The sequence below is a fragment of the Actinophytocola sp. genome, from assembly GCF_009379765.1.
Lineage (GTDB): Bacteria > Actinomycetota > Actinomycetes > Mycobacteriales > Pseudonocardiaceae > Actinophytocola.
The window spans coordinates 1-18,555 of the sequence record NZ_WHTD01000169.1 but is presented as its reverse complement, the minus strand read 5'-3'; the positions used below and the strand labels follow the sequence as shown (position 1 = coordinate 18,555).

General features: G+C 69.6%; 24 protein-coding genes, 1 tRNA gene and 1 pseudogene. 10 read left to right on the top strand and 16 right to left on the bottom strand.

The features are described from left to right. Window positions 1-182: 182 nt before the first annotated feature. The 6 genes from GEV28_RS35175 to GEV28_RS35150 all read right to left on the bottom strand — a co-directional run bounded on the left by GEV28_RS35175 (window position 183) and on the right by GEV28_RS35150 (window position 2,190). Window positions 183-422, bottom strand: coding sequence for a hypothetical protein (locus GEV28_RS35175; RefSeq protein WP_291417464.1), 240 nt, complete (start codon window positions 420-422; stop codon window positions 183-185). After that, window positions 419-853, bottom strand: a complete 435-nt coding sequence (locus GEV28_RS35170; RefSeq protein ID WP_291417462.1) for a hypothetical protein — start codon at window positions 851-853, stop codon at window positions 419-421. Before GEV28_RS35170 ends, GEV28_RS35175 begins: the two co-directional genes overlap by 4 nt. Before the next feature lie 117 nt (window positions 854-970). After that, window positions 971-1,417: a hypothetical protein gene (locus GEV28_RS35165; protein ID WP_291417461.1), complete on the bottom strand. Its 447-nt coding sequence runs from the start codon at window positions 1,415-1,417 to the stop codon at window positions 971-973. Further along, window positions 1,417-1,638, bottom strand: coding sequence for a WhiB family transcriptional regulator (locus tag GEV28_RS35160; protein ID WP_291417468.1), 222 nt, complete (start codon window positions 1,636-1,638; stop codon window positions 1,417-1,419). Before GEV28_RS35160 ends, GEV28_RS35165 begins: the two co-directional genes overlap by 1 nt. 80 nt (window positions 1,639-1,718) lie before the next feature. Further along, on the bottom strand, window positions 1,719-1,949 hold the full coding sequence (locus GEV28_RS35155) for a hypothetical protein (protein WP_291417459.1): 231 nt from the start codon (window positions 1,947-1,949) through the stop codon (window positions 1,719-1,721). 1 nt (window position 1,950) lies between these two features. Then, a complete protein-coding gene (locus GEV28_RS35150; protein ID WP_291417457.1) occupies window positions 1,951-2,190 on the bottom strand; it encodes a helix-turn-helix domain-containing protein in 240 nt (79 codons plus the stop codon). Window positions 2,191-2,465: 275 nt separating this feature from the next. Between GEV28_RS35150 and GEV28_RS35145 the strand changes: the two genes are divergently transcribed. The 3 genes from GEV28_RS35145 (at window position 2,466) to GEV28_RS35135 (ending at window position 4,789) form a co-directional block, all read left to right on the top strand. Beyond that, window positions 2,466-2,780, top strand: a complete 315-nt coding sequence (locus GEV28_RS35145; protein WP_291417455.1) for an antibiotic biosynthesis monooxygenase — start codon at window positions 2,466-2,468, stop codon at window positions 2,778-2,780. Beyond that, window positions 2,773-3,972, top strand: a complete 1,200-nt coding sequence (locus tag GEV28_RS35140) for a helix-turn-helix transcriptional regulator (protein WP_291417453.1) — start codon at window positions 2,773-2,775, stop codon at window positions 3,970-3,972. The genes GEV28_RS35145 and GEV28_RS35140 overlap by 8 nt, the downstream gene beginning before the upstream one ends. Before the next feature lie 196 nt (window positions 3,973-4,168). After that, entirely contained in the window at window positions 4,169-4,789 is a 621-nt protein-coding gene (locus tag GEV28_RS35135; protein ID WP_291417451.1) for an HD family hydrolase, read from the top strand. A 330-nt stretch (window positions 4,790-5,119) separates the two neighbouring features. Here GEV28_RS35135 and GEV28_RS35130 read toward each other — a convergent pair whose 3' ends face one another. Beyond that, entirely contained in the window at window positions 5,120-5,689 is a 570-nt protein-coding gene (locus tag GEV28_RS35130; protein WP_291417449.1) for a hypothetical protein, read from the bottom strand. 393 nt (window positions 5,690-6,082) lie between these two features. On the opposite strand from GEV28_RS35130, the gene GEV28_RS35125 reads away from it, so the two are divergent. Then, window positions 6,083-6,169: transfer RNA gene (locus tag GEV28_RS35125), tRNA-Ser, on the top strand. A gap of 160 nt (window positions 6,170-6,329) precedes the next feature. On the opposite strand, the gene GEV28_RS35120 is transcribed toward GEV28_RS35125, so the two are convergent. The 3 genes from GEV28_RS35120 to GEV28_RS35110 form a co-directional block, all read right to left on the bottom strand. Beyond that, window positions 6,330-6,986, bottom strand: a complete 657-nt coding sequence (locus GEV28_RS35120; protein ID WP_291417447.1) for a putative T7SS-secreted protein — start codon at window positions 6,984-6,986, stop codon at window positions 6,330-6,332. An 8-nt stretch (window positions 6,987-6,994) separates the two neighbouring features. Then, the gene (locus GEV28_RS35115) at window positions 6,995-7,303 is read right to left on the bottom strand and encodes a hypothetical protein (protein WP_291417446.1); all 309 of its coding nucleotides are present in this window, start codon (window positions 7,301-7,303) and stop codon (window positions 6,995-6,997) included. Between the two features lie 78 nt (window positions 7,304-7,381). Continuing rightward, window positions 7,382-8,245: a hypothetical protein gene (locus GEV28_RS35110; protein WP_291417444.1), complete on the bottom strand. Its 864-nt coding sequence runs from the start codon at window positions 8,243-8,245 to the stop codon at window positions 7,382-7,384. Window positions 8,246-8,574: 329 nt separating this feature from the next. Between GEV28_RS35110 and GEV28_RS35105 the strand changes: the two genes are divergently transcribed. Beyond that, window positions 8,575-8,778 carry a hypothetical protein gene (locus GEV28_RS35105; RefSeq protein WP_291417441.1) on the top strand — a complete coding sequence of 68 codons (204 nt, stop codon included), beginning with the start codon at window positions 8,575-8,577 and terminating at the stop codon, window positions 8,776-8,778. Window positions 8,779-9,013: 235 nt separating this feature from the next. Here GEV28_RS35105 and GEV28_RS35100 read toward each other — a convergent pair whose 3' ends face one another. Both GEV28_RS35100 and GEV28_RS35095 read right to left on the bottom strand, forming a co-directional pair. Beyond that, window positions 9,014-9,475, bottom strand: a complete 462-nt coding sequence (locus GEV28_RS35100; RefSeq protein ID WP_291417439.1) for a nucleoside deaminase — start codon at window positions 9,473-9,475, stop codon at window positions 9,014-9,016. Continuing rightward, complete coding sequence (locus GEV28_RS35095) at window positions 9,472-9,960, bottom strand: tRNA adenosine deaminase-associated protein (protein ID WP_291417437.1); 489 nt, start codon at window positions 9,958-9,960, stop codon at window positions 9,472-9,474. The genes GEV28_RS35100 and GEV28_RS35095 overlap by 4 nt, the downstream gene beginning before the upstream one ends. Before the next feature lie 120 nt (window positions 9,961-10,080). Between GEV28_RS35095 and GEV28_RS35090 the strand changes: the two genes are divergently transcribed. Both GEV28_RS35090 and GEV28_RS35085 read left to right on the top strand, forming a co-directional pair. Next, a complete protein-coding gene (locus tag GEV28_RS35090) occupies window positions 10,081-11,313 on the top strand; it encodes a M20 family metallopeptidase (protein WP_291417435.1) in 1,233 nt (410 codons plus the stop codon). Between the two features lie 24 nt (window positions 11,314-11,337). After that, window positions 11,338-12,309 carry a prephenate dehydrogenase gene (locus GEV28_RS35085; RefSeq protein ID WP_291417433.1) on the top strand — a complete coding sequence of 324 codons (972 nt, stop codon included), beginning with the start codon at window positions 11,338-11,340 and terminating at the stop codon, window positions 12,307-12,309. Window positions 12,310-12,454: 145 nt separating this feature from the next. Here GEV28_RS35085 and GEV28_RS35080 read toward each other — a convergent pair whose 3' ends face one another. Together GEV28_RS35080 and GEV28_RS35075 are read right to left on the bottom strand one after the other, a co-directional pair. Beyond that, complete coding sequence (locus GEV28_RS35080) at window positions 12,455-13,024, bottom strand: putative glycolipid-binding domain-containing protein (protein ID WP_291417431.1); 570 nt, start codon at window positions 13,022-13,024, stop codon at window positions 12,455-12,457. A 41-nt stretch (window positions 13,025-13,065) separates the two neighbouring features. Continuing rightward, complete coding sequence (locus GEV28_RS35075) at window positions 13,066-13,275, bottom strand: antitoxin (protein WP_291417429.1); 210 nt, start codon at window positions 13,273-13,275, stop codon at window positions 13,066-13,068. 231 nt (window positions 13,276-13,506) lie between these two features. Here GEV28_RS35075 and GEV28_RS35070 point away from each other — a divergent pair, with 231 nt between their 5' ends. Then, entirely contained in the window at window positions 13,507-14,520 is a 1,014-nt protein-coding gene (locus GEV28_RS35070; protein WP_291417427.1) for a hypothetical protein, read from the top strand. Between the two features lie 47 nt (window positions 14,521-14,567). Here the strand turns inward: GEV28_RS35070 and GEV28_RS35065 are convergent, their stop codons facing one another. Continuing rightward, window positions 14,568-16,166: a DUF885 family protein gene (locus GEV28_RS35065; protein ID WP_291417466.1), complete on the bottom strand. Its 1,599-nt coding sequence runs from the start codon at window positions 16,164-16,166 to the stop codon at window positions 14,568-14,570. Between the two features lie 76 nt (window positions 16,167-16,242). Next, a complete protein-coding gene (locus GEV28_RS35060) occupies window positions 16,243-16,770 on the bottom strand; it encodes a MarR family transcriptional regulator (protein WP_291417425.1) in 528 nt (175 codons plus the stop codon). A 93-nt stretch (window positions 16,771-16,863) separates the two neighbouring features. Between GEV28_RS35060 and GEV28_RS35055 the strand changes: the two genes are divergently transcribed. Both GEV28_RS35055 and GEV28_RS35050 read left to right on the top strand, forming a co-directional pair. After that, on the top strand, window positions 16,864-17,787 hold the full coding sequence (locus GEV28_RS35055; protein ID WP_291417423.1) for an ABC transporter ATP-binding protein: 924 nt from the start codon (window positions 16,864-16,866) through the stop codon (window positions 17,785-17,787). Next, window positions 17,784-18,555, top strand: a pseudogene (locus GEV28_RS35050) (ABC transporter permease); the annotation flags it as partial. The gene GEV28_RS35055 and the pseudogene GEV28_RS35050, both read left to right, overlap by 4 nt.

The following is an 18,555-nucleotide window of genomic DNA, read 5'->3' as shown; positions in this document are numbered from 1 at the left end:
GACAATCACCGCCGCGTTGGCGACCTGCACCGGCCCGTACCCGGCCACCGACCCACCAGCCGCGGCCCGCACCACACACCGACCGGCCGTGCCGCTGGCACCCGTCTCCGGACCGGCCAGATAGCCCACCACGACCACCGCGGCCGCCACCAGACCAACCTTCCCCACAACCGACATCCCGATCACCCCGCCCCGTTCACGGCCGAGCCGGGCAGCACGGACAGCTCCCGCTGCACGTGGGTGGCCAGCCGCAACGCGGCCAGACCGTCCGCCGTGGCGATCACCGCAGGGTCGGTCAGCTCCGCGAGCTGCGCGCACAGCCACGCGACACGCACGGGCGTCTCCGTCGTCCGCGTCGGCATGTGCGCCAGCCGGTCGGCGAACGCCGCGGGCACGAACACCCGGTCCGGCGCGGCGATCACGACCGATCACCGCCCGCGGTGCTGGCCTGCCCGGTGGCGTGCTTAGCGTGTGCGTCGGCCACGGCGACCGCGGCGGCGACGGGCACCGCGCGGTGCTCACCGGTCACCGTCACGCCGTACGCGTCGAGCACCGACCCGGCGACCACGACCGGGACATGGTCGGTCACAGTCCACTCGATACCCTCGCGCTGTCCGCTCACGTGGAACACGACCTCAGCGCCCGTGTCCTCAGCGTCCTTCTGCCAGACAACGCCCCGGGACTCCTCCGCCGCCGGGTCGGTCAGCCACCGCACCCACCACGGCAGGTCCACCGCATCGGTGAACGCGTGCACGAATCCGGGGTTCACGCTGGCGCCGTGCAACGGCAGGCCATGCTCATGGGTCACCTGCACGATCGCGTGCAGCGTGTCATCCAATCCGAGCCGTACCATCGGCTTCTCTCCACTTCCGCTGGTGTGGTGGTGGTTGGGAGCCCCGACCCGGTGGGAATCTGCTTGGCCGGCTTGTCTCCACCGGGCCGGGGTTGATCAGGGGTCGCGGCACGCCGCTCATGACGGTGTCCCGCCGCTCTGGTCGTCCAGCAGCTGCTCAAGCCGTTCGACGGCGGCCAGCACGCCCCGGCTGTGCTCGGTGAGCACCACGCCGCCCTGCGCATCGGTCGTCTCCTGGAGCTGGAGCGAGCCCCGCAACTCCCGAACGAACGCCAGCAACACGTCACCGGTCACCGTGTGCGCGCGTGCAGCCGCGTCGATCAACGGACGCAGGTGATCGTGGTCCCACTCCTCATCGGCCTGGTCCTCACCCTCTTGGGTGGGCGGATACGTAGTGGAGCCGCGCCACCCGCACTCACAACACGCGCGGTAGCCGACGAACTCGCGGGTCTCATACGTCCACACCGAGGTCTCCGAGCCATCCGGTCGGACCCGCGCGGCGTAACCCTCATGGCTGTAGCTGTCGATCGCGTCCGCGTACAGACCGAAATAGACGATGCCCATCACGCCACCCGCCGATCCACAGATGAGCGGCGCAGCGCCCTGCGCTCGAACTCGGACAACCCGCACCACACACCAAAACGCTCCCCGCGCTCCAGCGCGTACCTACGGCACTCAAGCTGCACCGGACACACGGCACACACAGCCTTCGCCGCACGCACCGACCCACCCGCGTCCGGAAAAAACGCCTCCGGATCCGTCTGGGCACACAGCCCGCCCCGCATCCAATCGGTGCTCTCCGGGGTGCCCAGGTCAAGCAGCGCCCACAGCGTGGCCGCGGGGCTTCCGTCACGCCGGTTACGGATCACGCCGCACCACCCGGAACCGTGTGCAACGCCCGCGTGGTGTCCCGGCGCCGCGCCCGACGCGCCGCACGCGCCAACGCCACCTCATCCACCACCGGACCAACGATCACACCCTGCCGGTGCGCGTCCATCGCCTCGTGCAGCGCACTGGACAAAAGGTCCAGGTGAGACAGCTCATCCCCCTCCGGACCGGTCTGCGCACACCCGACCCGCATCCACTCGGTGGCCATCTCAGGCCACATCCCCCGGCTGCTCGGTGTCGGTCTGCGCAGCGGTCGGAGGAAGCCCGCACGAGTTCTCGAAGGCCGCAAGCGCGTCCTCAGGAATCCGGACCGCACCCTTACCTGCGCCGATCCGGAACGCGGCCAGGTGCCCGGCCTCAATCGCCCGGTAGATCGTTGACACCGACACGTCGTACATCTCCGCGACGGCCCTCACCCGGAACAACCGGCGCGTAGGCTTGACCTGCATCGTTGACCCAACTTTCGATGCTCTGACCCGGTCCGAGTGCCCGCTCGGGCCGGGTCTTCCTGTTGTGCGGCGCTTCGCTGGTGTCGCTCGCATCGCTCTGACAGGCACAGTGAAGCACGTACTTCAGTACGTGTCTAGTAGAAACATACGTATCGATCATCGCTGTCGTCTCAACTGTCGCGGCGACCTGGCGAAATGCGCCGCACGTCGATACGTACAGAAGTCCGTGTGTCGTACTGTGACAACGGGTCAACAAGTCAGATGGAGGAGCATCGATGTACGCACTTGCCGTGAGGTTCGAACTGAAGGACGAAGCGAGCGCGGCGGCGTTCGACCGCCTAGTCGAGCTGACCGGGGAAGGCATCCGGCGGATCGAGCCAGGGACGCTCGCCTACGTAACGCACCACGTGGAAGGGGAGTCTCTTGCCCGCGTGTTCTACGAGTTGTACCGCGACCGGGCGGCGTTCGAGGAGCACGAGAGGCAGCCGCACACCATCCGCTTTCTCGCAGAGCGGGAACAGTACATAACGACGGTTCGTGTTGAGTTTCTGACTCTCCACACGGCAAAGGGTGTTGCCGAGGATGTCTGATGGGGAACTCGGTCGCAAGATCGCATTTCATCGGCAAAGGCGGGGCCTCTCGCAACGTGAATTCGCGCCTCTGATCGAACGCTCGGAAGCGTGGCTTTCTCAGGTTGAGCGCGGCGTTCGTCCAGTCAAGGGCCTCGATGTCCTCGAGAAAATTGCGCGGGTCCTTGATGTTCCCTTGGCGGAACTTGCTCCGACGGCACCAACTGTTGCAGCTGACGAGTTGCCAGCCGAAGCGCTACCGCTTCGGCTGTTGCTCAGCGCAAACTACGCGCTGCGTGCCGCGGTTGATGCTGAATACAAAACCATTGCCAAGGTTGACGTGCTCCGAGTCGAGGCGTCGAAAGCGTGGACTTTGGCGCATTCTGCAAGCTACTCGGAACTGATTCCACTGCTTGAATGGCTCCTGCCAAATCTGGAGTCGGCGGCGCTGATCGACGGGCCGCATGCACCAGAAGTCTTCGCGTTGCTGGCTAGGAGCTATCACGCATGCGCGGCCGCGTTGGCCAAACTGGGACAATTCGATGCGGCTTGGGTAGCGGCGGACCGAGCTATCTCCGATGCTGGTCGCGCGGCTGACCCGCTTCTGATGGCGGAAGGAGCGTTTCGCTTGACGCTCGTGTTTCAGGGTGCCCGGCAGTTGGACCAAGCGCGTCATGCCGCCGAAACCGCGGCTACTGCACTGCAAGGTCTGGCGCAGCGGGGAAGCGTGGAAGCGCTGTCAGTGTACGGCGCGCTGCATCTCCAGTTGGCCGTCATTGCAGCTCGAACGGAGCGAGCCGATGACGCCTCCAAACATCTCCAGATAGCTCGGAAGGCAGCGGATGAGCTTGGTCACGATCGGAATGACTACGAAACTGAGTTTGGTCCTACTAACGTGCGCCTCCACGAGGTAGCGGTCGCAGTCGAATTGAGTGACGCTGGCGCCGCCATTCGCGCAGCAGATGGCATTGACGCGCGTGCACTTTCTCCAGAACGGCAAGGTCGATTGCTAATTGATGTCGCGAGAGCTTGGACGCAGCGGCGGAACGTGGCGCAAGCCGTGACAGCGCTGACGGCTGCGGAGCGCATTACTCCTGAGCAGATCACTAGTCATCGGCTGGTGAAAACGATGCTCCGCGACTTGCTGAGGATGGAGAGCGAACCTAACGCAGAGCTGGTCGAACTTGCCCGGCGGGCTGGGGTGGTCGCATGACGGAAACACGGCCGCTCGGCATGCTGGGCCGACTGCGGGAGTACGACACGGCGGCGGGTGTGACCGACCTACTCACTAGCGCTATCGACGGTGTCAGCCACGCTGGACAGGTCCGACGTGGTTTCATCGCAAGCCCGCGACCGGCTGGACCAGGTCGCCTACCTCGTCAGCGAGCAACTAGGGAATGGAGACGCCCGTGGGAACCAGCAGTCAAGACGCCAGCTCGATCGCCTCGTTCGCGTACGAGGTTGGGCAGCTCAAACGGCTGCCGCGTGCTGGCTGGCTGTTGGCCGGCCTCTCGAACACGGAGTCGGTGGCCGAGCACTCATTCCGAGTGGCCGTACTGGCGTACGCCATCGCACACCAGGAAGGTGCAAACCCAGAGCGCGCCGCGGTGCTGGGTCTGTTCCACGACCTACCTGAGACCCGCATCGGCGACGTTCCGTCTGTTGGCAAGCCGTACGTACGGACCGCGCCGGCTCATCAGGTTGCAACCGACCAGACCACCCAGTTGCCGCCGGAACTGGCAGCGCGAATCGTCGCCGCCATCGACGAACACGAAGGTGCGAAGTCCCCGGGCGCGACGTTGGAAGCGCGGTGTTCGAGGGACGCAGACAAGCTGGACGCCCTGCTCCAAGCCCGTGAGTACCAGGTCGCGACCGGCAACACGCATCTGCAGCCCTGGGTGACGTCGATGGCGGAGGCGGTGACGACCGCCACCGGCCAAGCGCTCGCCGCCGCTGCCCAGGAAGTAGACCCGGGAACCTGGTGGACCGAGTTCGCCGCCAACTTCGGGCGCGCGGTCCCACGGTTCTGACCGGTTCCCACGCTTCAGCGGCCCGCCGTGAGGCGTTCGGCGTTCCCCGCGGTGCCGCCGCCTCCCGGGGTGATGGGCACCCGGCCGTTCCGCATCGGTGGCTGGCGCGCCCGTCTCAGTTTCCGTCTCAGTTCCGTTCCGTGTGGACACTTCCTACATGTTCAGCCGCTGCTCTGACCTGCGAGAACGACGGAACGGGATGTGGCGGAACGTGGCGGAGTGGAATTGGAAATCGTGTTGGGTGTGATAGCCCTCGCGGGTTCAAATCCCGCATCCTCCGCGCTCCGAACGCCGGGCATCCGTGATCCAGGGATGGCCGGCGTTTGCGTCTCAACGCCACTCGTCGGAGGACTGCCAGATGCTCCGGTGGGAGCGGACCTCGACGCGGTCGGGCAACCCGGCCGGCCGAAATGACGCTTTCGCGTTCCGCCGCTCGGTGGCCAGGTCGGCCATGAGCTCCCGGACGGGCCCGCGTACCAGGAGAACCGTCTCCGAGTGCAGGTAGTGGGCGGTGCTCACAGTGACGTCGACGCGGCGTCGAACCAACCCCGTGGTGCGCAGAGCCGCCAGCACGGTGCCCGCGACAACCTGGGCCGCGGCCTCGATCACGACCAGCGGCAACAGGACCACCACCGCGACGACGCCAAGAACGACCACTTGCAACAGCAGGTCGTATGCGACGAGCGGCGCCACCGCCACGGCGGCGGCCTTGTCACCCCGGGTCATCCGCGGCGTCGGACGGCGGCTGGGCCTGGCCGGCGGTGGCGCCAGGCGCAGGGTGCGCCGCCGGTAGCGCCTGGTGGCGAGCCCGATGGGCTGCACGACGCGTCGCCACGGCGCGAACCGCTGCTCGACCGTCCACTCGCGCCCGGCGGCGTCGAGGACACGTTTGGTGGTCATGCCGCCTCCGTTTCGCCGTTCAACGGACGATGACCGGCCACCGTTCCGGCTGACGCCCTACATGCGTGAGCGCCGGCCACCCTTCTCGGATGGCCGGCGCTCGGTGTCGGTACGGGCCCTACTCCTGTTCTGGCTTCGCGTGGTCCGCGACGCCTGGGTTCGGGTCCCGGTCGAGGTCGATCAGTGGGTGGCGGTCAGCCCCCTCAGGCGCGGAGTGACGACCCTCGTTTGGCTCCCCCTCTGGCGCCTGGTCCACCTTCTCTTGCTGGTCAGCATGCATGACGTCCTCCTCGTCTCCCACGTCAGCTGATCACCCCCCGAGTATTCCTCACTCGAGAAGATGAGGCGTACCACTCCTAAAACTCGCGCGACCTGTCCGGTAGGGTTCTCGGCGGTAGCGTGTCCGAGCGGCCGAAGGAGCGCGCCTCGAAAGCGCGTGAGGGTTCACACCCTCCGTGGGTTCAAATCCCACCGCTACCGCTCGTCTCAGCAGAACGCCGGTCCCCATGCTCAAGAGGTGACCGGCGTTCTGCCGTTAGTCGCATTTAAAGTGGCAGACCGCGGCAGCCGCCGACAAGATCCACCGGCTACCGCACCCGATCCGGCCTCTCCGCGCACCTGCTCCGCCTACCTGACCTCCTCAGAGGTCTTCCTCGCTGACGTAATCGGCGCCCAGGAGCGCGTCGCACAGCGAGATGACCTTCTCGTGCAGTGAGGCGGGCGACTGGCGCCTGGCGGGAGGCTCAGTGTGGCTCGGCGGTGTCACGCCGTTGTTCGTCGTGTCAACACGGGTCCGCGGGCTCGACGGCTGGTTGGGCGAGAAGGCGGCTGCCTGGTCGTCGTCGGGGAGCGGGGGAAGCGCCCGCAGCCGTCCGGCCACCTCGCGGAGCATCTGGGCGGTCTTGTGTGCTTCGGTGTGGGCCTGTTCACGCCACCGCACGATGTCGGCCTCGGCCTGCGCCCAGGTGCCGTCCTGCCTCGCTCGCTCCACAGCCTGGCGCGCGAGTGGCTGAAGGGTGATCAGTATGTCCCGGTAATCTGCGAGTGCGGTAGCCACCAGGTCGTGCTCGTCCTCCACTTCCTCCCACTGCCGGGCGAGTCGAGACGACTTGAACGCCGCGAACTGTTCAGCCGCGTGGCCGTGCCAGCCGTCCAGACTGAGCTGACGGAGCCAACCCGCCGTGTCATGACAGCGGTCACGGATGCCGGTGACCCGGTCGATCTCACCCTGGATCGCGTGCGCGTTGCCCGGGATCGGGTTGTGCCGGTCGAACGGCTCGGACTCGTCGGTCGTCATCGGAGGCCTCAGCTGTCGCTCGACGGGGAGTCGATGGCCGTGATCGTGTCGACCTGGTTCCGGTCGATGGCCTCGTAAGTCGCCGCGGTGGCGGACAACCGGTCCGCAGTGGCGCCCGCAGTCGAGTTGAGCACCGAGACCGACCAGCGGGAGGCGTCCTGGACCTCCAACATCGCGGCCGCCAGGACGTCGGTGCCGACCTCCCTGGGGTTGATCGCGTACTTGACAACAGGGCTCATCGCGAGCTGCTCGCCGCGGTCGCGGATGGCGGCTGCCGCGCTCGTGAGCTCCTCGGGCAGGACCGAGAACCCGTCCATGAGCGGTCGTCCTCCTGGTGGTACGGGCGGAATTGCCCGTTGTCAGCGGGGATTCGGGGAGTGTGCCGTGCGGCTGCCTCAGTGACGGCCGATGAGCCGTGGCAACTCGCTCGCGGGAAGCCGGAGCGTGTTGGACGTGTGGGCAGGCGCGTCGGACGACCGGGTACCGGGCGGGTCGACCACGATGCCAACCGTGCGCCACCGGTCGACCACCTCGCGAACCAGGTCGGCACCCAGCATCATGCCGTAGCGGCCCGACCACGGCTGCTGGCGCGTCGTGTGCCGGTGCGTCTCATGGTTCGCCTCGGTGCTGAACACGCACAGCCAGTCGCCTTGGCCCGCGGTCCTGGCGACGATCAGGCCGTCGGTTTGCGACCGGGGAACGACGACGGACAACCTGAGGAAAGCCGCGACTGCCTCGTCCATCGGGGCGGTGTAGCTGCGGCGAACCAGGCGAGCGAAAGCGTCCGAATGAACGCGCCCGGACCGCTCCACGGCGAATTCCTGTTCGCGCTGCACAAGTTTCCGCAGCGCTTCCGCCGGAATTTCCGGAAGCGAGGCCTGCAACGAGTTCTTGATCGCTGGGACAGTTGCCTCGAGTATCCGGGACAGCGTCCGCTCGGAATATCCCTCATTCGGGTGGCGCATCACGAACAGCACCTTGCGCCCGCCCAAGTCCCGTCGGCACATCTCCGGGTCGGGATCCATATTGTAGAGAACCGGGGCGAGGCGCTTGCCGCGCTCGTCGGGGAGCGTTCGAAAGACTTGTGCCAGTCGGTACTGCACTTTCGCGAGCTGCACGACACGCTGCTCGTACCTGACGATGCCCCACTGCACGCCCAGGTTGGACTCGTGCTTGAACAACACCGGGTCTAAGTCCTGGCGCACACCAAGGCCCTTGTGCAGCCTGTCCACCGCCCTCTCGGTGAATTTGGTTGACACGAGCGAGCCTCCTCCGACGTTGATCAAGGGACCTTACCCTATCCTGGTGGACGAGTTGCCGCCTGTTAGTAATGACGGACGGCATCGAGATCGGGCGAAGCTTTCACCAGGGCGTTTGCCAAGTATTCGCCACATCGGAGTTCGGCATTCTGCGCGGTCGTCGACATTTGCCAACTTCTCGCCACCGGATCGGCCCTTGGCGAGTTCGTGGCGAATTTCGAGGTGGTGGCACGTTGCTGGCGACTTGGCCCGGGAGCGTGGACCTTCGTACGGCGGTGCGATGTGGTGGGACTTGAGCGGTCGGCGGTCGACCGAGAGGGAGCGCGCACATGGGTGAGTTCGACACGGCGCTGGAGACGGCGTCTACCGTGGGCGCGAGCGGGGTGCTGGCAATCATTGCTTGGCAGATGCTGCGGATGCTGTGCTTCCTTGCCTTCGTCCTGATCATGTGCCAGGTGCAGGGCAGGACGACCGGTAGCTACCCCACGCTCGCCGAGGCAGCACGGGCACTGCGCGAGCTGATGACCAAGTAGTGTCGCCGACACCGTTTGTTAGGTCATGGTCCGCGCGGCGGGCTGGGCTGGTTCTCGCCATCCCGATCGCGGACAAGGTCACCGATGTACGAAGTGATCGCCGACCTGGCCGTCCTCCAGTGAGGCGGCGAACGGCCGGCCACGCCCCCACGGGTGACCGGCCGCCCGCCTTGTCCGGGACTCCCTGGCCGGACGCGGGCCAGCATGGACCGACGAGCTCGGGACCGGTCCCGGGTCAGCGGTGGGCGGCGAAGAACTCGTCCAGCAGGGCGGCGCACTCGTCGGCCAGGACGCCGCCCACGACCTCCGGGCGGTGGGTCAGCCGACGGTCGCGCACCACGTCCCACAGGGAGCCGACCGCGCCGGTCCGGGGCTCCCAGGCGCCGAAGACCACGCGCGCGATCCGGGACAGGACCAGGGCGCCGGCGCACATCGTGCACGGCTCGACCGTCACGGCCAGGGTGCAGCCGGTCAGGCGCCAGCCGTCGCCGAGGGCCGTGGCCGCGGCGCGGAGGGCCAGCAGCTCGGCGTGCGCGGTGGGGTCGCCCAAGGCTTCGCGGGCGTTGCAGGCGCTCGCCAGCTCGGTGCCGTCGGGGCCGACGACCACCGCGCCGATCGGCACGTCGTCGGTGCCCTCGGCGCGTCGGGCCGCGGCGAGCGCGGCTCGGATCAGCGGCTCATCGACGGACGAGGTCACTGCGGGATCGTGTCCAGGAGCTTCGCGAACTCGTCGGCGAAACCGCAGCGCTGCGCGATCATCTGCAGCTGCTCGTCGGGATACAGGTCGACCTCGCCGACGATCACCTGCAGCTCCGCGGCCGGCAGGCCGATGTCGGCGAGGATGTCGAGGGCACCCTCCGGCCAGACGTCCTCATCGTCCTCGGACGGGGGCTCGACGCGCAGAAGATCCAGGGCGTCGGCGGCGATGTCGTAGTCCAGGGCGGCCGCGGCGTCCGACAGGAGCAGCGAGATGCCGCGCGGCGACGGGCGCAGCAGCAGGAAGAACTGGTCGTCGACGCCGAGCAGACCGATCACCGCACCCGTCGAGCGAACCTTGTGCAGCTCGGTGATCGCCGCGTCGAGCTCACCCAGCACCGAGGCGTTCATCGCGGTGCATCGCCACTTGCCGTCCTCGCGAACGACCGCGATCGCGAAGCCTGGCACCGCATCCTCCTCGGACATGGTGACACGGTATTCCTGTTGCCTCTTCGCAGGAAGAAGCGGGTCACCGGGTGTTGCCAGCCGACCACTACGCGGGGTAAGAGGCCTTCACCCACGGTCCACGGGTGCCATCATCAACTCATGACACCCGCCGATTCCGCCTCAGCCCTGGCCAACGACCCGAGGTTCACCGGGCTGGTGGAGGCCGCCCGCGCGCTGCAGCCGCGAACCGTCTCGCTGCGCCGGCAGCTGCACAAGCACCCCGAGCTGGGGTTGCGGCTGCCGCGGTCGCAGGCGGCGGTGCTGCACGCGCTCGAGGGGCTGGACCTGCACGTCACCAAGGGCGAGTCGTGCGACTCGGTGGTCGCGGTGCTCAACGGCGCCAACCCGGGGCCGAGCGTGCTGCTGCGCGGCGACATGGACGCGCTGCCGCTGCGCGAGGACAGCGGGCTCGCGTTCGCGTCCGAGGAGGCGGGGGCGATGCACGCGTGCGGGCACGACACGCACGCCGCGATGCTCGCCTCCGCCGCGCGGCTGCTGTACTCGCGGCGGGACGCGCTGTCCGGGCGGGTCATCTTCATGTTCCAGCCCGGCGAGGAGGGCCATCAGGGCGCCAAGCACATGGTCGACGAGGGGGTGCTCGAGGCCGGCGGGCGGGCGGTCGAGCGGGCTCTCGCCCTGCACATCACGGCGACCGCCACATCCGGCGTGATCACGTGCAAGCCCGGGCCGATCATGGCCAGCGCGGACGCCTGGACGGTCACCGTCACCGGCCGCGGCGGGCACGGCGCGATGCCGTTCCACGCGATCGACCCGGTGCCCGCGGCGGCGGCCATGGTGGGTGCGCTGCAGACGATGGTGACCCGGCGGTTCAGCGTGTTCGACCCGGCGGTGCTCACCGTCGGCCGGATCACGGCGGGGACGACGTCCAACGTGATTCCGGAGACCGCGGAGCTCGAGGGCACCGTGCGGACGCTGTCCGACGCGGTGCACGAGGCGGTGCTCGCGGAGATTCCCAAGGTGTGCGAGCACATCGGCGCCGCGCACGGGTGCACGGTGAAGTTCGAGGTCAACACCACCTACCCGCCCACGGTCAACGACGCCGCCGTCGCCGCGCGGGTGCTCGAGCTGGCCGGGTCGGTGCTCGGCCCGCGCTTCGGCCCGCCGATGACCGACCCGCTGATGGCCGCGGAGGACTTCTCCTACGTGCTGCAGAAGGTGCCGGGCACGCTCGCGTTCGTGGGTGCGTGCCCGCCGGGCATCGAGCCGGAGGAGGCGCCGCCGAACCACTCCAACCGGGTGCACTTCGACGAGTCCGCGTTCGCCCACGGGGTCGCGATGTACGCCGCGTTCGCCCTCGACGCACTGCGCTGAGCCGGCCGGAGAATGATGTCCGGCATGCGAGCGGTGTGCGTGGTCGGCCTCGGTCTCATCGGCGGTTCGGTGCTGCGCGCGGCAGTCCGCGCGGGGCGGCCGGCGTGGGGCTTCACCTCGTCCACATCGGACTCCGAGGCCGCGCGCGCGGCGGGCTTCGACGTCCGGTCCACAGTGGACGAGGCGGTCGGCGAGGCCGCCGCGCGGGAGGCGCTGGTCGTCGTGGCGGTGCCGCTGCCGGCGGTGGACGAGGTGCTGCGGACGGTCGCGTCGCTCGCGCCGTCGTGCCTGCTGACCGATGTCGTCAGCGTGAAGCAGCCGGTGGCCGAGGCCGTCGCGCGGCTGGTGCCCGGCGCCCGGTATGCCGGCGGGCATCCGATGCAGGGCCGGTCGGAGTCGGGGTGGGTGTCGGGTTCCGAGACGCTGTTCGACGGCGCGGCATGGGTGGTCGTCGCCGACGAGGACACCGACCTCGGGCCGTGGCGGGAGGCGGCGGAGCTGGCGTTGGACTGCGGTGCGCACGTGGTGCCGACGACAGCGGGCGAGCACGACGCGGCGGTGGCCCGGGTGTCGCACCTGCCGCACGTGCTGGCCGCGGTCCTTGCCGCGACCGGCGCGGACGGCGGGCCGCTCGCGCTGGCCCTGGCGGCGGGCTCGTTCACCGACGGGACGCGGGTGGCGGGCACGCGGGCGGACCTGGTGCTGGCGATGTGTGAGGGGAACCGGCCGGCACTTCTCGACGCGGTGGACGACGCCCTGGGCCGGCTCGGGGCGGCTCGCGGCGCGCTGGCGTCGACCGGTGGGCTGGCGGCCACGATCCGGGCGGGCAACGCCGGGCGGGCCGAGCTGATGGGACTCCGGTCGGCCGAACGGGGAGAGGTCCGGGTCGACCTGACCGACCCGGAGGCCTTCGACGACCTGCGCTCACTGGGCGCGGGCGGCGGCCGGGTCCTCCGCTTCGACGGCACCGTGGCGATCGCCGACCTACCGGGCTGACAAAGCGCCGGCGACGCAACGGCGGGTGACCCGCGGCGCTGCCGCACGTGGTGGCCCGATGCCCTGAACGCGTCGTTGGGGACGTTGAATGCCCCGAGTGCGTCGTTCAGGGCATGCCGGCCCAGGCGGGTCGACCAGCTGGCGCCTAGACGCGCTTGGCGATGCCCGGGTAGTCGATGACCAGGCCGTCGGTGTCCACGGTGAGGTCCGTGCTGAAGTCGGGGACGGTGTAGTTGATCACGGCGCCGGTCTCGTCGGCGGACACCGTGCGGTAGGTCTGGTGGACCAGGCGCACCGACAGGTCCGGCATCGTCACGTACAGCACCGGCAGCACGTGCTCGCCCGGCTGCCGGTGCAGGCCTAACCGGCGGATCGGCAGCGCGGTGAACGAGACGAGCCCCGCGACGTCGACGTCCGCGGCGCCGTCGAACTCGTTGCGGGCCGCGCCCTGGCCATGGTCGATGAGCCACACGCCGTCCTCCGTGCGGCCCACCGACACCTGGCGCTCCTCGTCCGCGGTGATCGTGCGTAGCAATCCCCTGCCCACGTCACCCGTGCGGGCCACCGTGAACTCGAAGGACGCGCTGAACGCCTCAGTGCCGGTGGCGGGGTTGGCGGCGGCGACGACCCGTCCGGACGCTCGCAGCCGGCCGTCGGAGACCAGCAGCCGCACCGACTCCAGCCGCGGCGAGGTCACCCCCTGCCAGGTGATCATGAGTGGCTTGCGCGTCGTCGCCGAGCCCGGTGGCGGGTTGCTCACTTGTCGTCGGCACCAGCCTGACCTGCGGAGGGGCGGTCGGGGATCGCGTCCTGGATCTTGTCGACGACCTGGTCGACCTGCTCGGCGTGGCCGAACCGCTTCTTCGCGAAGTCGCCGGCCTTCTCGACGCCGCCCTCGATCTTGTCGCCGTGCTCCTCGACGAGGTCCTGCGCCTTGTTCTTCAGGTCATCGAAGTCGATACCCATGATTGCTCCTCACACACTCGACCAAAGCGGCCGCGGAACAAATCTACTACGGCCGATGGCGACCCTCCCCCGGCGAACTCCGGGGGCAGGGCGACCATCAGAGGACCTTACGTCGAGGTGGTCCGGCGCGCCTGCGGTGCCGCGGGAGCGGCGTCGACCGGCAACTCCGATAGCACACCGTTACGCTGCCAAACCTCCGCGCGGCAGGCGTGGGCGGGCTAATCTCCGGGTGTGACCGGATGGCAGGGCAACGAGGGGAACCAGGGCGGGTGGAACCAGCCGCCGAACCCCTACGGCGGCGATCCGTACGGACCGCAGGGCACCCATCCGTACGCGCCCGACCCGAACCAGTACCAGGCCGACCCCTACGCGCAGCCCAACCCGTACGGCCAGGGCGGCTACGACCAGTACGGTCAGTACAACCCCTACCAGACTGGCGGTTTCCCGGCGCAGGACTTCGGTCCGCCGCCGCCCCCGCGCCGGTCGAAGCTGCCGATGATCCTGGGCGTGCTGGCGATCGTGATCATCGTCGGCGCGGTGGTCGCGATCGTGCTCGTCAACCGGGACGACAGTCCGACGGCCGGGCCGTCGGACACGACCGCGCCGTCCACTCCGGAGTCGCCCGGGAAGTCCTCGGACAACCCGCCGTCGTCGGACCCGTCCGGACCGTCCAAGGGACCCGAGGGCAAGGAAGGCTGGCAGGTCGTCGACAACACCGCCGACGCCGGACTGTCCTACGAGGTGCCGGGCGACTGGGAGCTGTCGCCGGACCCGAGGCCCAGCGGGTTGGGGGACGTCACTTTCACCGGCTCGGCCGACTACGGCGTCTACGACTGCGAGGGCGGGTCCTACATCCGCAGCTTCGCGGCGAGCGGTGACGTGCAAGGCAAGGACGGCGCGAAGCTCGACCTGACGAAGACGGTGAAGGACTTCGCGAAGTCGTTCGGCACGAGCTACTTCAAGGACACCGCCAAGGTCGACGTGCCGGAGCCGACCGAGACCGAGGTCGACGGCAAGCAGGCCATGACGCTCAACGCCGCGGTCACGCCCCAGGTCACCGCCCCGAAGTGCGAGGCGTCGAAGGGCGAGGTCGCGATCGTCGGCGTGCTGCTGGAGGAGGACGGCAAGCCGAGCGGCGTGGCGATGCTGGCGGTGGTCAGCGACGTCTCGGGCGGTCCGGGCGACCCGGCGCCGCTGCCGCCGTCGGTGGCGAAGGACATCCTGGCGTCGGTGAAGGTCGGCTGACGGGCCCCGCGGCGCGCGAGGCCCGTCCCCGCCTGTTCATCTGCCCGTCATCCGCCGGTCAGCGCCGCCGACCAGGCCGTGACGACCTCGTCCAGGACGGCCAGCGGCAGCGGACCGTTGCCGAGCACCACGTCGTGGAAGGCCTTGATGTCGAACCGGTCGCCCAGCCGGGCCTCGGCGGCGGCCCGCATCCGCTGGATCTCCAGCCGGCCGACCATGTAGGACAGCGCCTGACCCGGGTACGCGATGTACCGGTCGATCTCGTTGCCGATCTCCAGGTCGGACATCGGGGTGTTGTCCCGCAGGAAGCCGACGGCCCGCGCGCGGCTCCAGCCCTTGTGGTGCATGCCGGTGTCGACCACGAGCCGGCCGGCACGCAGCGAGTCCATCGCGAGCATCCCGAGCCGGAAGACGTCGGAGGTGTACAGGCCCATCTCGTCGGCGAGGCGCTCGGTGTAGAGGCCCCAGCCCTCCGCGTACGCGTTCGGCGTGACGACTCGCCGGAACATCGGCAGGTGGGTGAGCTCCTGGGCGAGCGCGATCTGGAAGTGGTGGCCCGGCACCGCCTCGTGGAAGGCGGTCACCTCGGACGTGAACCGGTCCCGCTCCTCGGCCCGGTGCGTGTTCGCGAAGTAGATGCCGGGCCGCTTGCCGTCCATCGACGGCCACACGTAGTACGCCGCGGCCGAGCCGGGCGCGTCGGCCGCCGGCACCGGCTCGATCTTGCACTGCGAGCTCGCGAGCCTGCCGAACCACCCGGGCGTCGCGGCCTCCGCCCTGGCGACCGCCGAGCGCGCGGACTCGAGCAGCTCGTCGGCGTCGCGCCAGCGCATCGCCGGGTCGCTGGTCATCCGCCGGAAGATCGCCGCCCGGTCCCGGGTGCCGAACACCCGCTCGCCGATCTCCGCGTACTCCTCGGTGAGCGCCTCGATGACGTCCAGCCCGGTGCGGTGCAGCTCCTCGGGCGTGCGGTCGGTCGTGGTGTGGATGCGGGCGTAACCGGCGTACATCGCCTCGCCGTCGGGCAGCCAGCACAGGCCGACGTGCGACTCGTCGCGGCCGTGCTGGACGAGCTCGTTCGTCAGCACGTCCCGGTAGCGCGCGAAGGCAGGGTGGACCACGTCGGCCAGCACCCGCTCCCGCTCGGCGTCGAACGAGTCGGCGTCGAACGCCGGGCGGGTCAGCACGTCCTCGGCCGCGCCGAGGTAGCGGTCGAGGTGCGCGACGGCCGCGCGGACCAGGTGCGCGACCGGCACCCGGCCGGCGGCGACACCGGCGCGGTGCCGGCCGGCGACCGCGTCGAGATAGGCCGGGACCGCCCGCAGCCGGTCGAGGTAGGACGCGGCCTGGGCGGCATCGGAGAGCACGATCATCGGCAGCATCGAGATCAGCTCGGCGGCCGGGCCCGCGAACGTGTCGGAGATCGTGTACTCGACGCCGCGCGCGTCCACGTCGGTGACCATCTGCTTCGCGTGGTGCAGGACCGCCGCTCTGGTCACCGCGTCGGCGGCGGACAGCGAGGCGGGGTCGACGGCCTCGGTGCGGGCGGCGATGTCGAGTGCCGCCGCACGTATTGCCTGCTGGGCCTGCTCGGACCGGCCGCCCAACGTGTCGTCGTGGCCGGGTAGGCCGAGGATCGTCGCCATGACGGGGTCGGCGACGAAGGAGAGCTCGAGCAGCTCGTCCGCAAGTGGATGCACGGGATTGGTCACGCCCGCCAACCTACCCAGATTCGCCGGCCTGGTTCCCGTGCTCGCGTTGGTACTCGCGCCAACGCCGCATCATGTTGGGGATCTCGTCGCGGAGGAAGTCGAAGAACTTCCGGCTCTCGTTGAGCCGGGCGCCGGCGTTGGTGTGCCGGCCGAGGATCGCCGCGCCGTCGCCGAGCAGCAGCGACCACTGCTCGAACTGCTTGTCCCGGTCGGCGTAGGCCTCGTACCAGACGTCCTCGGTGACCTCGTAGTGGTCGCGGCGCTCGCCGGGGTCGCGGGCGCGGACGATCAGGCCGACCTGGGCGAGGTACCGCACCGCACCCGAGACCGCGGCCGGGCTCACCCGCAGTGACTCGGCGAGCTCCGCCGCGGAGCGCTTGCCCTCCTCGGTCACGAGCAGCGCGCCGAACACCCGCGCGGGCATCCTCGGTACCCCCGACTGGACCAGGAACAACGCGAACCGCTCGACGAACCGCGCCACCGCGTCGGTGTCGGACCCGTCGGCCGGATCGCCGTTCGAGCTCACACTGTCGGTCACGTTCTGCATCATCCACTCCGGTCGTGTGATCTCGATCAGTTTATACGTTTTCTTAACTTCACAACTTTGTGAAACGACTGTACGTTCGTGAGCATGACAACCGCAATCTCCGTGTCCGGCCTGGTCAAGACCTTCGGCCAGACACGCGCGCTGGACGGGCTGGACCTGTCGGTGCGCACCGGTGAGGTGCACGGGTTCCTCGGCCCCAACGGTGCGGGCAAGTCGACGACCATCCGTGTCCTGCTCGGCCTCCTGCGGGCCGACTCCGGCGAGGTCCAGCTCCTGGGGGGCGACCCGTGGGCCGACGCGACCAGCCTGCACCGCAGGCTGGCCTACGTGCCCGGCGACGTCTCGCTGTGGCCGAACCTGTCCGGGGGCGAGGTGATCGACCTGCTCGGCAGGCTGCGTGGCGGCCTGGACCCGAAGCGGCGGGCCGACCTGCTCGAGCGTTTCGACCTCGACCCGACGAAGAAGGGCCGCACGTACTCCAAGGGCAACCGGCAGAAGGTGGCCCTGGTCGCTGCGCTCTCGTCCGACGTGGAGCTGCTGGTCCTGGACGAGCCGAGCTCCGGGCTGGACCCCTTGATGGAGGCCGTGTTCCAGGACTGCATCACCGAGGAGCGCGGCCGCGGCCGCACGGTGCTGCTGTCGAGCCATGTCCTCGCCGAGGTCGAGAGCCTCTGCGACCGGGTCAGCATCATCCGGCTCGGCCGCACGGTCGAGACCGGCACGCTGTCGGAGCTGCGTCACCTGACCCGCACGTCGATCTCCGCCGAGCTCGCCGGCACGGCGAGCGGTCTGGGGAACCACCCCGGCGTGCACGACCTCACGGTCGACGGCAACCAGGTGAAGTTCGACGTCGACACCAAAGAGCTCGACGCCGTGCTGCGACAGCTGACCGATGTCGGCGTGCGCAGCCTCACCAGCCAGCCGCCGACGCTGGAGGAGCTGTTCCTGCGGCATTACCAGGCCGACCTCGCGACCGAGAACGGCCGGCACGCGGCGGTGACGACATGACGACGGCCGCCCTGCCCACCACCGACCGGCCGGTCCGCGCCGCGGCCGGCCGGAGGGACGGCTTCGCCGGCACGGGTGCGCTGCTGCGCCTCGCGATCCGGCGGGACCGGATCTTCGCCTCGGTGTGGATCGTGCTGTTCGTGGTGATGGCCGCCAGCTCCGCGGCTGCGTCCCAGAGCCTGTTCACCACGCTCGAGTCGCGGGTGCGGGCCGCGTCCGTAGTCAACGACACACCCGCGACGCTCGCGCTGTACGGCCGGGTGTTCGACCCGACCTCGCTCGGCGCGGTCTCGATGTTCAAGCTCGGCGCGATGGGCGCCGCGCTGGTGGCCCTGGTCGCGATCTTCACCGTGGTCCGGCACACCCGGGCCGAAGAGGAGTCCGGCCGGCTCGAGCTGATCGGCGCCACCGTGGTCGGCCGGTACGCCGCGCTCACCGCCGCGATGCTGCTGGCCGTCGGCACCACGCTGGTGCTGGCCCTGCTGACCGCGCTCAGCCTCATCGGCGCGGGCCTCCCGGCCGCCGGCGCGCTCGCGTTCGGGCTGTCCTGGGCCGGCGCGGGCATCGCGTTCGCCGCGGTCGGCGCGGTCACCGCGCAGGTCACCGAGAGCGCGCGGACCGCGAACGGACTGGGCGCCGCGGTGCTCGCCGCCGCCTACCTGCTGCGGGCCGCGGGCGACGCGTCCGGGGTGGACACCTCGACCTGGCTGTCGTGGCTGTCGCCGATCGGCTGGGCCCAGCAGGTCCGCCCGTTCGCCGGCGACCGCT

Excerpts from the sequence above, each read along its gene's own strand:
- GEV28_RS35170 (WP_291417462.1), bottom strand. The coding sequence starts at position 853 with ATGGTACGGCTCGGATTGGATGACACGCTGCACGCGATCGTGCAGGTG.
- GEV28_RS35055 (WP_291417423.1), top strand. The coding sequence starts at position 16,864 with ATGACAACCGCAATCTCCGTGTCCGGCCTGGTCAAGACCTTCGGCCAG.
- GEV28_RS35155 (WP_291417459.1), bottom strand. The coding sequence starts at position 1,949 with ATGGCCACCGAGTGGATGCGGGTCGGGTGTGCGCAGACCGGTCCGGAG.
- GEV28_RS35075 (WP_291417429.1), bottom strand. The coding sequence starts at position 13,275 with ATGGGTATCGACTTCGATGACCTGAAGAACAAGGCGCAGGACCTCGTC.
- GEV28_RS35145 (WP_291417455.1), top strand. The coding sequence starts at position 2,466 with ATGTACGCACTTGCCGTGAGGTTCGAACTGAAGGACGAAGCGAGCGCG.
- GEV28_RS35140 (WP_291417453.1), top strand. The coding sequence starts at position 2,773 with ATGTCTGATGGGGAACTCGGTCGCAAGATCGCATTTCATCGGCAAAGG.
- GEV28_RS35115 (WP_291417446.1), bottom strand. The coding sequence starts at position 7,303 with ATGGACGGGTTCTCGGTCCTGCCCGAGGAGCTCACGAGCGCGGCAGCC.
- GEV28_RS35095 (WP_291417437.1), bottom strand. The coding sequence starts at position 9,960 with ATGTCCGAGGAGGATGCGGTGCCAGGCTTCGCGATCGCGGTCGTTCGC.
- GEV28_RS35085 (WP_291417433.1), top strand. The coding sequence starts at position 11,338 with ATGCGAGCGGTGTGCGTGGTCGGCCTCGGTCTCATCGGCGGTTCGGTG.
- GEV28_RS35150 (WP_291417457.1), bottom strand. The coding sequence starts at position 2,190 with ATGCAGGTCAAGCCTACGCGCCGGTTGTTCCGGGTGAGGGCCGTCGCG.
- GEV28_RS35165 (WP_291417461.1), bottom strand. The coding sequence starts at position 1,417 with ATGGGCATCGTCTATTTCGGTCTGTACGCGGACGCGATCGACAGCTAC.
- GEV28_RS35080 (WP_291417431.1), bottom strand. The coding sequence starts at position 13,024 with ATGATCACCTGGCAGGGGGTGACCTCGCCGCGGCTGGAGTCGGTGCGG.
- GEV28_RS35130 (WP_291417449.1), bottom strand. The coding sequence starts at position 5,689 with ATGACCACCAAACGTGTCCTCGACGCCGCCGGGCGCGAGTGGACGGTC.
- GEV28_RS35065 (WP_291417466.1), bottom strand. The coding sequence starts at position 16,166 with ATGGCGACGATCCTCGGCCTACCCGGCCACGACGACACGTTGGGCGGC.
- GEV28_RS35090 (WP_291417435.1), top strand. The coding sequence starts at position 10,081 with ATGACACCCGCCGATTCCGCCTCAGCCCTGGCCAACGACCCGAGGTTC.
- GEV28_RS35160 (WP_291417468.1), bottom strand. The coding sequence starts at position 1,638 with ATGCGGGGCGGGCTGTGTGCCCAGACGGATCCGGAGGCGTTTTTTCCG.
- GEV28_RS35120 (WP_291417447.1), bottom strand. The coding sequence starts at position 6,986 with ATGACGACCGACGAGTCCGAGCCGTTCGACCGGCACAACCCGATCCCG.
- GEV28_RS35105 (WP_291417441.1), top strand. The coding sequence starts at position 8,575 with ATGGGTGAGTTCGACACGGCGCTGGAGACGGCGTCTACCGTGGGCGCG.